Origin of the sequence: Sphingopyxis sp. QXT-31 (assembly GCF_001984035.1) — a bacterium.
Classification (GTDB): Bacteria; Pseudomonadota; Alphaproteobacteria; order Sphingomonadales; family Sphingomonadaceae; genus Sphingopyxis.
Genome location: NZ_CP019449.1, coordinates 3663380 through 3678022, shown reverse-complemented (window position 1 = coordinate 3678022; position 14643 = coordinate 3663380). Strand labels below are relative to the sequence as shown.

12 protein-coding genes are annotated in these 14643 nt (G+C 68.6%); 5 read left to right on the top strand and 7 right to left on the bottom strand.

Annotated features, from left to right (window positions below; genetic code table 11):
- Nucleotides 1-77: 77 nt before the first annotated feature.
- Genes nudC through BWQ93_RS17660 form a run of 3 tightly spaced genes read right to left on the bottom strand, consistent with a single transcriptional unit; the run spans nucleotide 78 to nucleotide 3258 of the window.
- Entirely contained in the window at nucleotides 78-947 is an 870-nt protein-coding gene (gene nudC, locus BWQ93_RS17670; protein ID WP_077031639.1) for an NAD(+) diphosphatase, read from the bottom strand.
- Complete coding sequence (locus BWQ93_RS17665; protein WP_077031638.1) at nucleotides 947-2233, bottom strand: serine hydrolase domain-containing protein; 1287 nt, start codon at nucleotides 2231-2233, stop codon at nucleotides 947-949. The genes nudC and BWQ93_RS17665 overlap by 1 nt, the downstream gene beginning before the upstream one ends.
- Entirely contained in the window at nucleotides 2230-3258 is a 1029-nt protein-coding gene (locus BWQ93_RS17660; RefSeq protein ID WP_077031637.1) for an A/G-specific adenine glycosylase, read from the bottom strand. The genes BWQ93_RS17665 and BWQ93_RS17660 overlap by 4 nt, the downstream gene beginning before the upstream one ends.
- Before the next feature lie 26 nt (nucleotides 3259-3284).
- Here BWQ93_RS17660 and BWQ93_RS17655 point away from each other — a divergent pair, with 26 nt between their 5' ends.
- The 4 genes from BWQ93_RS17655 to smc all read left to right on the top strand — a co-directional run bounded on the left by BWQ93_RS17655 (nucleotide 3285) and on the right by smc (nucleotide 9171).
- On the top strand, nucleotides 3285-3860 hold the full coding sequence (locus BWQ93_RS17655; RefSeq protein ID WP_077031636.1) for a DUF721 domain-containing protein: 576 nt from the start codon (nucleotides 3285-3287) through the stop codon (nucleotides 3858-3860).
- A 16-nt stretch (nucleotides 3861-3876) separates the two neighbouring features.
- Nucleotides 3877-4608 carry a thioredoxin domain-containing protein gene (locus tag BWQ93_RS17650; protein ID WP_077031635.1) on the top strand — a complete coding sequence of 244 codons (732 nt, stop codon included), beginning with the start codon at nucleotides 3877-3879 and terminating at the stop codon, nucleotides 4606-4608.
- A 35-nt stretch (nucleotides 4609-4643) separates the two neighbouring features.
- Complete coding sequence (locus BWQ93_RS17645) at nucleotides 4644-5384, top strand: thioredoxin domain-containing protein (RefSeq protein ID WP_077031634.1); 741 nt, start codon at nucleotides 4644-4646, stop codon at nucleotides 5382-5384.
- A gap of 343 nt (nucleotides 5385-5727) precedes the next feature.
- Nucleotides 5728-9171 carry a chromosome segregation protein SMC gene (gene smc / locus BWQ93_RS17640; RefSeq protein WP_077031633.1) on the top strand — a complete coding sequence of 1148 codons (3444 nt, stop codon included), beginning with the start codon at nucleotides 5728-5730 and terminating at the stop codon, nucleotides 9169-9171.
- Here the strand turns inward: smc and ubiA are convergent, their stop codons facing one another.
- Genes ubiA through BWQ93_RS17620 form a run of 4 tightly spaced genes read right to left on the bottom strand, consistent with a single transcriptional unit; the run spans nucleotide 9172 to nucleotide 13398 of the window.
- Entirely contained in the window at nucleotides 9172-10083 is a 912-nt protein-coding gene (gene ubiA, locus BWQ93_RS17635; protein ID WP_077031632.1) for a 4-hydroxybenzoate octaprenyltransferase, read from the bottom strand. It lies immediately after the preceding gene.
- Nucleotides 10084-10139: 56 nt separating this feature from the next.
- The gene (locus BWQ93_RS17630) at nucleotides 10140-10811 is read right to left on the bottom strand and encodes a TadE/TadG family type IV pilus assembly protein (protein WP_077031631.1); all 672 of its coding nucleotides are present in this window, start codon (nucleotides 10809-10811) and stop codon (nucleotides 10140-10142) included.
- The gene (locus BWQ93_RS17625; protein ID WP_077031630.1) at nucleotides 10808-11404 is read right to left on the bottom strand and encodes a TadE/TadG family type IV pilus assembly protein; all 597 of its coding nucleotides are present in this window, start codon (nucleotides 11402-11404) and stop codon (nucleotides 10808-10810) included. The genes BWQ93_RS17630 and BWQ93_RS17625 overlap by 4 nt, the downstream gene beginning before the upstream one ends.
- Nucleotides 11401-13398, bottom strand: coding sequence for a TadE/TadG family type IV pilus assembly protein (locus BWQ93_RS17620; protein WP_077031629.1), 1998 nt, complete (start codon nucleotides 13396-13398; stop codon nucleotides 11401-11403). The genes BWQ93_RS17625 and BWQ93_RS17620 overlap by 4 nt, the downstream gene beginning before the upstream one ends.
- Nucleotides 13399-13601: 203 nt before the next feature.
- Here BWQ93_RS17620 and BWQ93_RS17615 point away from each other — a divergent pair, with 203 nt between their 5' ends.
- Nucleotides 13602-14345 carry a 16S rRNA (uracil(1498)-N(3))-methyltransferase gene (locus BWQ93_RS17615; protein ID WP_077031628.1) on the top strand — a complete coding sequence of 248 codons (744 nt, stop codon included), beginning with the start codon at nucleotides 13602-13604 and terminating at the stop codon, nucleotides 14343-14345.
- The last annotated feature ends 298 nt before the right edge of the window (nucleotides 14346-14643 follow it).

Below are 14643 nucleotides of genomic sequence, written 5' to 3'. Positions count from 1 at the left end.
GCCTCCCCCATCCGCGTGATTCGTTTTCTATTTACTATAATTTTGGGAAAATTTCTTCGAATATCGCGGCGGTTTCGCTAAGCGGCCCAATCCTCCAGCAAAAACCGTGCGATCGCCAGCGGCGGGGGCGCCATGAAGGGCGCGCCCATGTCGCCCGCCAGCGCGGCGCGGACGTCGGCGCGGTCGACCCACATCGCCGCTTCGATCTCGGTCGTGTCGAGCGTCAGCGCCGGGTCGTGCGCTACCGCGCGCGCGCCGATCATCAGCGATGAGGGGAAAGGCCAGGGTTGGCTCGCGACATAGGTCACGTCCGCAACGCGGATTCCCGCTTCCTCGAACAATTCGCGCGCCACCGCTTCCTCGAGCGATTCGCCGGGCTCGACGAAGCCCGCGAGCGCCGAGAAGAAACCCGGCGGGAAACCCGGCTGGCGTCCGACGAGCACGCGATCCTCGCATTCGGCGAGCATGATCACCACCGGGTCGACGCGCGGGAAATGTTCGGCGTTGCAGCTGCCGCATTGCCGCCCCCAGCCGCCGCGGAAGAGGTCCGTCGGCTGGCCACACACCGCGCAGAAGCGATGCCGCGCGTGCCAGTCGACCAGGCTGCGCGCACCGCCGTAGAGCGCGGCTTCCTCGGTTGAAAGCATGGGCAACAACCGCATCACCGTGCGCGAGCGCGCATCGATCCGCTGGCTCGGCGCGGGTTCGCGCACGAAGTGCGGCACCCCCGCCTCGTCGAGCCCGAGCAGCATGACCGCGCGATCGTCGGCGGGGTCGAAGGGCTCCCAGCAGAGCCCTCCGCCCTCGCCCGGAACGAAGTCGATGCCGTCGAGGACGAGGCACCGCGCACGCGGATCGGCCAGCGCCGCCGCGAAGGCCGCTTCGTTGGTGCGGACCTGGTCGGCGCGGTCGAGCCGCGCGCCCGTAAAGCCCAGCGGTCGCGGCATCAGGCGGTCACATCCTTCAGCACCGTCTCGCCGAACTTGGCCTGGAAAGGCACCGTTTCCGACGGCATGATCTGCGTATAGCCGCCGACGCGGTAGCCGAGCTTCCTATGCACAAATCCGATCGTCCCCGCGGCGCCCGCCCAGCCGAACAGCCCCTCGCCCCCCGGCGAGGTCGGCAGCGACACGCGCCCGCCAGCACCGAAGCCCTGGCCGTCGACGAAGGTTCCCTTGCGATCGACGCTGTCGTCGAGCAGGTTCGACATTGCGAGCCGCGCGGTCTCGGCCTTCATGATCCTTTTGCCGCCCGTCTCCCCCTCGCCGAGCAGCATCGCGAGGAAACGGTCGTAATCGCGCGCGCTCGATACGAGGCCGCCGCCGCCGAAGGGGTAGGGCGGCTTGTCGAGATAGATCGATGCGCTCGCCGGATCGAAGGGGATGAGCACGCCGTTGAACGCGGCATAATTGCTCGTGAAGCGCCCGACATCCTTCGCCGCGACCTGGAAGCCGGTGCTCGTCATGCCCAGGGGATCGAAAATGCGCGCCTTCAGAAAGGCGTCGAACGCCTGCCCCGACACGACCTCGATCACGCGCCCCATCAGGTCGAGGCTGATCGAATAGCTCCACTTCGTCCCCGGCTCATAGACGAGCGGCAAGGTCGCGAGCCGGTCGGCCATCAGCGCCAGGCTCGGCGCCGCGGTGACCGGCGGCAGCCCCGGGATCGGCAGCCGGCTCGCCTGCCCGCCGACGATGCCATTGTCGTCATAGGCTTTCTTGATCGGCCCCTTCTGGATGATGTTGTAGCCCAGCCCCGCGGTATGCGTCAGCAGATGCCGCAAGGTGATTTGCGTCTTCGCCGGCCGCACGTCGGTGATCGAGCCGTCGGGGGTATTCTGTACCTTCATATTGGCGAAGGCGGGCAGGAAGTCGGCGATCGGCTGGTCGAGCGTCATCTTGCCATCCTCGATCAGCAGCATCGCGGCGATGCCGGTGACCGGCTTGGTCATCGAATAGAGCCGCCACAGCGTATCGGGGCCGACCGGCACGCCGTCGCTCAGCGACTGTACCCCGGCGCCGAAGAAGCTGGCCTCCGCCTGCCCCTTGCCGATCGCGGCGAGCGTGCCCGCCAGTTCCTTGCGGTCGACAAAGCCTTTGATGAAGGCATTGGTCGCGGGATAGAGCTGCGCCCCGCTCTCCTTATACGCCCACGCCGCACTGGGGAGCAGGAGGCTCGAACCGCCCAGCGCCAGCCCGCCGAGCATCGCCCGGCGCGAAACCATCATGTTCATCTCAACCTCTCCAGCATCTTGTCGGTCAGTTTGCGATAGAGCGTCGGCAGCCCCGCCGCGTCAAGCTCCGCGATCGGCCACCACGCGCCTTCCGCTGCGGCATCGGCGGATTCGCGGCGCACCAGGGTGAGCGTCAGGTCGAAATGGGTAAAGCCATGGTCGACCGACACGATCCCCGACTCGCGTGGGCGTATGTCGGTCCAGTCGCCGCCCGGCAACGCGCGCATCCCCCCGAGCATGCCCTTGTCGGGCCGCCGCACCAGCCAGACGCTGCCGTCCCGCTCGATCCAGTAAGCGAGGCCGTGACGATGCGGCTTCGCCTTCTTCGGCGGCTTCACCGGCAACCGCTCGATATCGGGGCGCCCGCGCGCGCGGCAGTCGGCCATCACCGGGCAGATGCCGCACGCGGGGCTGCGTACGGTGCAGATAGTCGCGCCGAGATCCATCAGCGCCTGCGCGAAGTCGCCCGGGCGATCGGCGGGCACCAGCGGCGCCAATGCCGCCTTGATGTCACGCTTCGCCGCGGGGAGCGGAATCTCGATCAGCCGGTGGCGCGCGATGACGCGCTCGATATTGGCGTCGACCACCACCGACGGCCGCCCGAAGGCGATCGCCGCGACCGCCGCCGCGGTATAGTCGCCGACCCCGGGCAGCGCGCGAAGCCCTGCCTCGTTATCGGGAAACAGGCCGCCATGCTCGCTCACCACCGCGCGCGCGCAGGCGAGCAGGTTGCGCGCGCGGGCGTAATAGCCGAGCCCCGCCCACGCCGCCATGACGTCGGCATCCTCGGCCGCGGCGAGATCGGCGACCGTCGGCCAGCGCGCCGTGAAGCGTTCGAAATAGCCCGCGACCGCGGCGACCGTCGTCTGCTGCAGCATGACCTCGGCCATCCACACGCGATAGGGGTCGGGCACCGTGGCGCTCCGCGGCGGCACGCGCCAAGGCAGCACGCGCGCCGCGCGGTCGTACCAGCCAAGCAGGCGCGCGGCGAAGTCTCCAGCGATGTCGGAAGTCTGGACGCTCACCCCCCGCCTATGGCATGACGCCCCGAATGACGAAAGAGACGCGAGAGGATGGCCCGGCTCCCAAGCCGAAGGCGAAAAAGGCGAAGGCGAAAGCCGCCAAGCCCGCCGCGCGCCCCTATGAACGCCCGCGCGGCGGCGAGGCGCGCGCGATCTCCGACCTCGTCCCCGAAATCGGCCGCACGGCGTTCCGCAAATTCGGCTTCATCCAGTCGTCGGTGGTCAGCCGCTGGCGCGAGATCGTCGGCGACCGCCTCGCCGACGTCACCCAGCCCGCGATGATCCGTTTCCCCGCGGGGCAAAAGGCCGGCGGCACGCTGCACCTGACGATCAGCGGCGCGCACGCGCCGATGCTCCAGCACGTCGCCCCCGACCTGATCGCCGCGGTCAACCGCTTCTTCGGCTATGCCGCAATCGCCGGCGTGCGCATGAGCCACGGGCAGGTCACCCCCGCGCCCGCCGTTCAGCCGCCAGCAATGCTCAAACCCGTACCCGCCGAACTGGGGGACAGTTTGCGCGACATCGGTGACCCCGAGCTTCGCACCGTGCTCGAACGGATGGCGGCCGGGCTCGCGACGCCGCCCAAGCTCCCCCGCATCAGTTGAGGAAGACCCGGCCCCGATGAAGCCATTCCGTCCGCGTTCTATCATCGCCCTTGCCGCCACCGCCGCGCTCGGCATCCTCGCGCTGTCGGCCGTCCACGCCGCCCCCGCCAAGAAGGCCGCGGCCGCCGCGCCGCGCTGGTCGTCGACCGTCACCGCCAGCAGCATCGGCGCCTATACCGTCGGCAACCCCGCGGCGAAGATCAAGCTGGTCGAATATTTCAGCTACACCTGCCACGTCTGCGGCGACTTCGCCAAGGCGGCAGCGGTGCCGCTCAAGACGCTCTATGTCGACAAAGGGCTCGTCCTCTTCGAATATCGCAACCTCGTGCGCGATCCGATCGACATGACCGCGGCGCTGCTCGCGCGCTGCGGCGGACCCAAGGCCTTTGCCGGCAACCACGCCGCGATCTTCGGCGGCCAGGTAGCGCTGCTCGACAAGGTGACCAAGGCGAGCGACGCGCAGAAGACCAGCTGGTTCGAGGGCACCACCGGCCAGCGCGCGCGCAAGATCGCCGCCGACACCGGCCTCACCGCGCTGATGACCGCGCGCGGCTACACCGCCGCGCAGCAGAACGCCTGCCTCGACGACGAGGTCGCGCAGGCCGAACTCACCGGCATGACCAACATCGGCCGCAACGCCGACCGCGTCGGCGGCACCCCGGCCTTTTTCCTCAACGGCCGCCGGCTCGAAGTCACCGCCTGGCCGGCGGTGAAATCGCAACTCGACCTTGCGCTCAAGGCCTCGTAAAAGCCCGCCTTCCCCGATCAGTGGAGATGATACCAATGACCCTGCTGCGTACTGCCCTCTTGACCTCGATGGGCGCGCTCGCCCTCGCCGCCTGCGGCGACAGCAAGACCGATCCCGCCAAGGAACAGGCGGCGATCGCAAAGGTCGCGGCGCCCGCGGGCAAGAGCTGGTCGCAGACCGTCACCGTTACCCCCGAGGGCGGCTATGCGATGGGCAACCCCGAGGCGCCGATCAAGGTGATCGAATTTGCCTCGCTCACCTGCTCGCACTGCGCCGATTTCTCGAACACCAGCCACGAGGAGCTGAAGCGCGACTTCGTCGACACCGGCCGCGTCAGCTTCGAAATCCGCAACTATGTCCGCGACCCGATCGACATCACTGCCGCGGCGATCATCCAGTGTGCGCCCAAGGAACGCTATTTCGCGCTGATGGAAAATGCGATGGCGGCGCAAGCCGAAATCTTCGCCAACGCGCAGGGCAACCAGGCGGGTTACGAGGCCGCGATGGGTCTGCCCCCGGCGCAGCGCTTTCCCGCGCTCGCCAAGGCGATCAAGCTCGACACCTTCTTCCAGTCGCGCGGCATGACCGCCGAGCAGATCAACAGCTGCCTCGGCAACGTCGCCAATCTCGAAAAGCTGGAAAAGGGCGTAAACGCCGCGAACGAGGCCTATCCGATCCCCGGCACCCCGGCGTTCATCATCAACGGCCAGCTCGCCGAAGGCATCGGCACCTGGCCGGTGCTGCGCGACCGCCTGAAGACGCTCGGCGCGCGCTGACGGCGCATTCGACTCCCACTTTGGGGTGATAAGCGACCCTAAAGATCCTCCCCATCGCGAAGCGTTGGGGAGGGGGACCGCCGCCGTAGGCGGTGGTGGAGGGGTCTCGACCCCGGCGATATTACCCCTCCGTCAGCGCTTCGCGCTGCCACCTCCCCATGGCTGCGCCAAGGGGAGGATCTCTACGGCGGCGCCCGAATTCGAGGGCCACGCGAAACCGCGCCTCATCCCGCCCCAACCCCCTTGCGACTCCCCCGCCCGCGCGGCATGACGGGGGCCAAGGGGGATATGTGACAAGCAGGTTGCATCATCTGCGATTCGGTCGACTGCACGGGATGCGCCCGTGCAGATAAAACGCCTGCGCCTGACCGGTTTCAAAAGCTTCGTCGAACCCACTGAACTCCGCATCGAACCCGGGCTGACCGGCGTGGTCGGCCCCAACGGTTGCGGCAAGTCGAACCTGCTCGAGGCGATCCGCTGGGTGATGGGCGAATCCAGCCCCAAATCGATGCGCGGCGGCGGCATGGAGGACGTCATCTTCGCGGGCACGACGCAGCGCCCGCCGCGCGACTTCGCCGAGGTCGCGATCCATTGCGACAGCGAGGGCGACATCGTCGCGGGGCTGTCCGACGCCAGCGACGGCCACGAGCTCGAGATCATCCGCCGCATCGAACGCGGCGCGGGCAGCGCGTACCGCGCCAACGGCCGCGACGTGCGCGCCAAGGATGTCGCCCTGATCTTCGCCGACGCCGCGACCGGTGCGCACAGCCCCGCGCTCGTCAGCCAGGGCAAGATCGCCAACGTCATCGCCGCCAAGCCGACCGACCGCCGCGCGATGCTCGAAGAAGCCGCCGGCATCGCCGGGCTGCACGTACGCCGCAAGGACGCCGAACAGAAGCTGCGCGCGACCGAGACCAACCTCGGCCGCCTGTCCGAAATCGTCGCCGACATGGAGGTGCGCGCCAATGCGCTGCGCCGCCAGGCGCGCGCCGCCGAGCGCTACAAGAAACTCAGCGACGAGATTCGCATCGCCGAAGGCCGGCTGATCTACGCGCGCTGGCGCGACGCCGCCGCCGCCGCCGACCAGGCGCGCCGCGACGCCGACGCCGCCGAGGCCGCCGTCAAATCCGCGCAGGAAAAGCTCGACACGCTCGCCCGCGCGCAGACCGAGGTCGCGACCCGCGTCGCCGACGCGCGCAGCGCCGCGCAGGCGCAGCGCGACGCGCTTGCCGAGGCGACCGCGACGCAGGTCCGCCTCGCGGGCGAGGAACGCGCCGCGCGCCAGCGGCTCGACGATCTCGCCGCGCAGCAAACCCGCCTTGCCGACGACCGCGAGCGCGAGGGCGAATTCGCGCGCGAGGCGCATGGCGCGCTCACCGACCTCGATACGGAGGCCAAGACGCTGGCGCAGCAGCTCGCCGTCCACGAAGCCGGCAAAGCCGCGCTCGTCGAGGCGAGCCAGGCCGCGCAGGCTTTACTCCGCGATGCCGAGGTCGCGCTGGCGCAGGCGCGCGCGCAGGCCGCGAGCGAGGCCGCCGACCGCCGCATCGCCGTCTCGGCGCGCGACAGCGCCGAGGGCGCCGTCCGCCGCTTGGCCAACGACAGCGCGCGCGTCGAGGCCGAGGTCGCGGCGCTGGGCGACAGCGCCGCGCTCGCCGCGCGGCAGACCGAGGCCGCGAGCGCCGCCGCCGAAGCCGAAGGCGCGATCGGCGCCGCCGAGGAAGCGCTGCAGGACGCCGAGGCCGACCGCGAGGCCGCGGCCGCGAGCCTCGCCGAAATCGAGGCGGGGCTCGCCGAAGCGCGCGCGGCCTTCGCCGCGCTCGAAGGCGAGGCCGCGACGCTGGCGCGCGCGCTCGCCGCCGCCAGATCCGACGCCAACCCCGTGCTCGACCAGCTCCGCGTCACTCCCGGTTATGAAGCCGCGCTCGCCGCCGCGCTCGGCGACGATCTCGACGCCGGCACCGATGCCGAGGCGCAGCGCAGTTGGCGCGGCGCCGACCGGCACGCGAGCGACCCTACGCTGCCCGCGGGCGCTACCGCGCTCGCCGACGTCGTCCAGGCGCCCGCCGCGCTGCTCCGCCGCCTGAGCCAGGTCGCCGTCGCCGACACGGACTCGGGCCAGCCGCTCGCGGTCGGTCAGCGCCTCGTGACCAGGGACGGCGTGATGCGCCGCTGGGACGGTTTCGTCGCGCGCGGCGACGGCGCCACCGCGACCGAGCGCCTCGTCCGCCAGAACCGCCTCGACGAGCTCGCCGCGCAGCGCCCGCAAGTCGAGCTCGGCGTCACCCAGCTCGGCGACCGCCGCGATGCCGCGAGCGCATCACTCGCCGAAGCGACGGCCGCCGTCTCGACCGCGCGCCGCGCGCTCGCCGACGCCGACGAGCGCCGCCGCACGATGCTACGCGCCGCCGACCAGGCGCAAGCCGCGCTCGACCGGCACCGCGACGCCGCGAGCCTCTTCGACCGCCGCCGCGCCGAACTCGCCGCGGCGACGACCGAAGCGCAAAAGGAACTCGCCGACAGCGAGGCCGCACTCGCCGCGCTGCCCGATGACAGCATCGCGCGCGCCGCGCTCGACGCACAGGAAGGTGCCGCCGAGCGAGCGCGGAGCGACGCCAATGCCGCGCGCGAGGCGCAGGCCGCGCACGAACGCGCCTTCGCCGCCTTGAGCGAACGCCAGGCGGTGGTCAGCGCCGAGATCAAGAGCTGGAAGGCGCGCGCCGGCGAGGCCGCGCGCCGGGTCACCGAAATGGACAAGCGCGCCGAAGCGCTCGCCGCCGAAGCCGCGAAGCTCGCCGACCTCCCCGAAAAGCTCGCCGCACAGCGCAGCGAGGCCGAGGCGAAGCAGGCCGAACTGCGCGAAGCGGTCGCCGCCGCCGAAGCGCATGAGCGCGCCGCCGAAGCCGCGCTGCGCGAGGCCGAGGCCGCGCTGGGTTTGATCCGCGAGACGCTGGCGAGCGCGCGCGAGACCCGCGCCGGCGCGGTCGCGCGCTCCGAAAATGCCGAGCTCCGCCGCGTCGAAATGGGCCGCCTGTCGGGCGAGCGCTTCGAATGCCCGCCGCCGCTGCTGCCGCAAAAGGCCGGTTTCGAAAGCGCGAGCGTCGGCGACGCAGGCGCCGAATCGGCACAGCACGACCGCCTCATCGCCGACCGCGAGCGGCTCGGGCCGGTCAACCTCGTCGCCGCCGACGAACTGATCGAACTCGACACCGAGCGCGAGAAGAGCGCCGCCGAAATCGAGGAGCTGACGCAGGCGGTGCACCGCCTGCGCGGCTCGATCGGCAATCTCAACCGCGAGGGCCGCGTCCGCCTGCTCGCGGCGTTCGAAACCGTCAACGAGCATTTCCAGCGCCTCTTCACGACTTTGTTCAACGGCGGCCAGGCGCATCTCGAGCTCGTCGATTCGGACGATCCGCTCGAGGCGGGGCTCGAAATCATGGCGCAGCCGCCGGGCAAGCGCCTCGGCACGCTGACTTTGCTTTCGGGCGGCGAGCAGGCGCTGACCGCGATCGCGCTGATCTTCGGCCTGTTCCTCACCAACCCCGCGCCGATCTGTGTCCTCGACGAGGTCGACGCGCCGCTCGACGACGCCAATATCGAGCGTTTCTGCGACCTGCTCGACCGCATGACGCGCGAGACCAAGACGCGCTATCTGATCGTCACCCACAATGCGGTGACGATGGCGCGCATGCACCGCCTGTTCGGGGTGACGATGATCGAAAAGGGCGTCAGCCGCCTCGTCTCGGTCGACCTCGGCGGCGCCGAGGAACTGCTCGCGGCGGAGTAACTAGGGCGCGTTACCGACCACCAGCATTGCCGCGAAGATCAAGAGCCCCGCAAAACGATTGCTGCGGAACTTCGCCAGCGCGTCCTCGCCGCGTCCAGGATCGAGCGTCACCACCTGCCCGATGAAATGCAGGCCCGCGGGCAGCAGCGCGACGAAGACCAGCGGGTCGGGCCGCACCTGCCACAGCGCGCCGGCCCAGCAGGCGAGCGCGACGGCGTAGCAGAGCCCGACCCCCGCCTTCACGTGACGCCCCATCGCGCGAGCGCTCGACTTCACGCCGACCAGCGCGTCGTCCTCGATATCCTGCAGCGCATAGATGGTGTCGTAGCCGATCACCCACGCGATGCAGCCGGCATAGAGCAGGGGTAGCGCCAGCCCCGGCGGGTTCGCGCCGACCGCCGCCCAGCCGACGAGCGCGCCCCAGCTGAACACCAGCCCCAGCCACGCCTGCGGCCACCAGGTGATGCGCTTCATGAAGGGATAGGCCGCGACCAGCAGCAGGCTGAGCAGCGCGATCAGCTGCGCGCGCAGCGGCAATTGCACGAGCACAAGCAGCCCGACGAGCGACAGCAGGATCGTCCAGAGCCAGGCATTGCGGAGCGACACCGCGCCGCTCGCCACCGGCCGCGACGCGGTGCGCGCGACCTTGGCGTCGAGGTCGCGGTCGACGATGTCGTTATAGACGCAGCCCGCGCCGCGCATGGCGATCGCGCCGAGCAGCATCCACAGGAACAGCGGCCAGTGGCTCTTTGCCCCGCCCGCGAGCCCCAGTCCGAAGGTGCACGGCCAATAGAGCAGCCACCAGCCGATCGGCCGGTCGAATCGCGCGAGCAGCGCATAGGGCCGCGCCGCGGCGGGAAGCAGCGCGACGAAGCCGGTGAGCTGGCTGTCGGGAGGAGGAGCGGTCGTCATCGGACCCGCGCGATAGCAGCCCGCGCGGGTCCGATAAACGGAAGATCGTCAGCAGATCAGCTGCAGGTCGACGCCGTCACCGACGGCGACGGATTATACACCTGTGTCAGGTCGCGCGCCTCGCGGATATTGAACGCCGCGGTGGACCGGATGCGCTTCGAACCCAGCCATTTGCCATAGAGCAAAGGCTGATAGTCATAGACAATCTCGACGAACATCACCGCGGTGCCGGTCGATGCCGCAACCTGGCGCCCGGCGGGGCCCATGCCGGCGATCGCGGTGCCCGTCGCGCCCTGGCCCTGCGTGCCATAGCTCGAACTGACCGCCAGATTGCCGTAGCAGCGTTGCCACTTGATCCACTGGCCGCCGTCGGGATTGCGCTCGAGGCTCGACAAGATGATCTTGCCACGGGTCTGGAAATTCAGGCCCTTCGCCTGTTCCTCCACCCCGGTGAAAACCTGATTGATGTCGATCTCGCGCACGCGCGGCAGCGACAGATTGTTGCCGAAGGCGATACGGGACGCATTGTCGGCGGCGCTGAGCCCGATCTGGCTGATCCGCGTATTGGTCAGCGTCAGATTGGCGATCTCGAGCCCCGCAAAGCCCACGAGCACGAGGAAGGGGATGGCGAACGCCATTTCGATGATGACCGTCGCGCGGACGTCGCGGGCGACGCGCGCTGCGCGGGCGATCGCCAGGCGAAGGCGGCGAGGAAGCTGGGTGGTCATGTGCAGATCACCGTGTTGACCGACGTCGCGGCGTTATAGGGCTGGTTGCGCAGCACCGTGCTCGCCGTGATCGTCTTGTTCTGGGTCTGGCCGAGCATCCTCCACACTGGCAGCACGCGGGTGACCTGCATGCTGGCGGTGTAGACGACGACGTCCTCGGCGCCGCCATTTCCCGTCTGGCCGCGATCGGTGTCCCAGCTGCCGTTGCCGTTGCTGTCCTGAAAACATTCACCCTTGTCGTAGCGGCCGTTGCTGTTCGAATCGGTGTAATTTTCGGGGTCGCCGATTTCGTCGTAGCTGTCATAGGCCTTGCGTGTGAAGGTCACGGTCGCGCCCTTGAACACCTTTTGCACCTGTGTCCGCACCCCGGCGTCGAGGGCGGTCTGGCTGCTGGCATTCCCTTCCAGCGTCGAGGCGCGGGCGACTTTCGCCACCGCGCCCGACAGCACCTGCTTCCCGTACATCTGCCACGAATAGTCGAAGATTCCCATCAGGACGAGCAGGAACAGCGGTGCGGTCAGCGCGAATTCGGTCACCGCGGTGGCGCGATTGTCGCGGCGAAGCGCGCGTGCGGAGCGTTGGAACCGGGTCATTGCGAGAGCCTCAGCTTAGAAATTTGCCGCGCGATCGCCTGAAACTGGTCGTTGAGCTGCGCGGCGTTGTTCGCCTGGAACGCCTTGCCCGCGGTCGCGCAGGTCGTGAGCTGGTTGTTCAGCGTCACGCCGAAACCGACCACCCAGACAGTGATGTTCTTCGCCTTCGCCTTTTCGCACAATTGCAGGAAGCGGTTGTTGTGGCGCGAGGTGAGGTCGCTGTCGCTCGTACCGCCGACGCGATTCATCGTCCACTCATAGCCCTGGAAACCCAGGTTCCCCATGTTCGCCGACATGTCGCCGTCGGTCATGAAGACGATGTGGCGGCTGATCGGGCGGCCGTTCGGCGCCGTCGAATTTTCGTCGGCGAACATGCCGTCGGGCGACAGCAGGCGCGCGCCCCATACCATGCCCGAATCATGATAGGTGCCTCCGACCGCCTGGAGCGACTGGACGTAGGTGTTGAACGTCGCGCGGTCGTTCTTGGTCATCGTGGTCAGCTTCATCGCCGGCGCCGGGCACACGCCCCAGCCGTTCGACCAATATTTCGAATAACGCTGCCAGCTGCCGTTGGTGGTGGTGTCGGCCGACACGTTGCTGCTGTTCACCTGGATCGCGGTCGTCGTGTTCGACGGCGTATTGCCCGGCCCGCTGGCGCGCGGGAAGGCGATCTCGGGGATCAATATCTGCCACTTGGTCGCATCGTCGCTGGTCGGCGCCGAATCGATGTCCATGTCGAGCGCGTCCGACGGCGCCGTCTGGTTCGCGGCAAAGGGCTCGGTCTCGCGCTCCATGACGCAGCCGCCCCAGGTATAGCTGACATTCGCCCCCGAATCGCCGGTGTCGGTGACGATCGCGGTAGTGCCGTTCTTTACCGCGCTGACGTCGAACGTGCGGTTCTCGTAGCGATATTTATTGTCGAAGGTCTGGACGGGCGTCTCGGTCGTCGTCGACGTCGAGGTCCGCGTGAAGGTCGCGACGCGGCGCTGCTGGCGGCAGCGGTTGTTGCTGCCGCTGGTGTCCCAATAATAGCGGTAGTTGTAATAGGTGTAGGTCTGGCTGTTGTTGTACGTCGTGATGCGGTTGCCGTCGCCGTCGACATATTGACCGGTCTGGTTGGTCGACGGCGTCCCCGACGTCGTCGGGGTGGTATCCGCCGGCGGTTCGGTTGCGGGACAGGTGGTCGCGTTCTTACCGCTGATCGTGTCGACGTTGCTCCAATTGCCATAGGTGGTCGTGCCGTCGTTGCTCGGCCCCGTCGTGGTCGACGCATTGCCCCAGGTCACGCGGTAGATCGGCGTCCGCGAGGGCAGGAGCACCGAATTGCGCAGCCACGCCGGGTTCTTCGCGTTGAGGATCGCCCCGACGTTCGCCGACGAACTGTAGGGAACGACGCCGAAGCGGAGCCGGCCGTCGCCGGTTTCGGCATTGGTCAGCGTATCGAAGAAGTCCATGGTCGCGTCCTTGAGCGCGTCCATGCGGTTGACGGTATCGCCCGAATTGACCGTGGTCATCGAGCCGGTGACGTCGAGCACCATCATCACGTCGGTGTTCGAGATTTCGAGCTTTGCGGTACACGCCACCGACAGGTTGAACTGGGTGAAATTGAAGATTTGCATCAGCGCGGTCGGCAGGCGCGCGGTCGCGGTGCCGTTGACGTTCGACGCGCCCTGCGCCGCCGAGGTGAAGACGACGTTCGTGCTGCCATAGGTGTCGGAAGGATAGTTGAAGTTGAACATCTTGTTCGCTTCGGCCTGCGCCGCGCTGCTGTAGGTCGTCCCCGTCATCGCGCGGCGCCCCGCCAGCACGCCCGCGTCGCACGCCTGCTGCAGCCGGGCCTCGGCCATATAGGCGCGGCCGATATCGACGGCCGACCCGACGATCCCGATGATCGGCACCACCGCGGCAGCGGTCAGCATCATCGCATTGCCGCGCTGGTCGCGCGCAAAGCTGCGAATGGCGCGCCAGATATCGCGGAACGAGGTCCCTCGCATGGTCACAAACCCCTCTTGGCCGCGCAGTTCGCCCCAACGGACGCACGGCAGGTAACCTGCACCTAGGGCGGGATTGCTTACCAAAACGCTAATCGGGCGCAGCCGCGCCGGAGCCAAAGGCCCTATTCTGACCCGGCATGAGACAGAATCGCGAAATCGCGGCGCGGGATGTGCAAATTTCCTGCGTCTGCTATCGCGGCGCTATGCCTGCCGTTCCTGCCTGGCCGCCCGCCAGCACCCCGCGTCTGTTCGTCGAAACCCCGCTCGCAGCGGGCGTCAACGCGGTGATCGACGGCGGCGCGGCGCATTATCTGCTCAACGTCATGCGCGCCAAGGCGGGCGACCCGCTGTTACTCTGCGACAATCGCAGCGGCGAATGGCTTGGCATCGTCGCCGATGCCGCGAAGCGCGCGCTGACCGTGACGATCGAGCGGCAGATGCGTCCGCTTGAGCTGGTGCCCGACCTCTGGCTGTGCTTCGCGCCGGTCAAGAAAGCGCGGCTCGACTGGATCATCGAAAAGGCGACCGAGCTCGGCGTCGCGCGGCTGCAGCCGGTGATCACCGAGCGCACGATCGTCGAGCGCGTCAAGGAAGAGCGCTTGCGCGCGCAGATCGTCGAGGCGTGCGAGCAATGCGGCCGCACCGCGCTTCCCGACCTCGCCGAACCGGTCAAGCTCCCCGCGCTGCTCAAGACCTGGCCGGCAGATCGCGCTTTGCTCTTCGCCGACGAGGCGGGCGGCGTGCCGATGGCCGCGCTCGCCGCCCCCGCGCCCGCCGCAATCCTGACCGGTCCCGAGGGCGGCTTCACCGACCGCGAACGCGACCTGCTCCTCGCCGCGCCCGCGGTAAGGCGCATGGCGCTCGGCCCCCGCATCCTGCGCGCCGAAACCGCCGCGATCGCCGCGACAGCGCTGTGGATGGCGGCCTATGGCGATTGGGCCGGATAGGATTGCGGGGACGGTTTTGGGGTGGATTTAAGACATTCACCTATTTCCGTTCGTGTCGAGCGAAGTCGAGACACGTCAAGGGTGGCGCTTCCCACGCGTGTCTCGACTTCGCTCGACACGAACGGGCTTTATAGGGCGGTTCGTCCATAAACGCCCAAAACCCGCCGAACCCATCGCGTCGTTCTGTCCCCATCCGACACAGTTACGGCCCGAATTCACCATCCTTAACCCGATGTTAGCCACAAACGCGCCATAGCGGCGCGATGCAACGGCGGGACCAGAGCCGAGATTGCCGGGG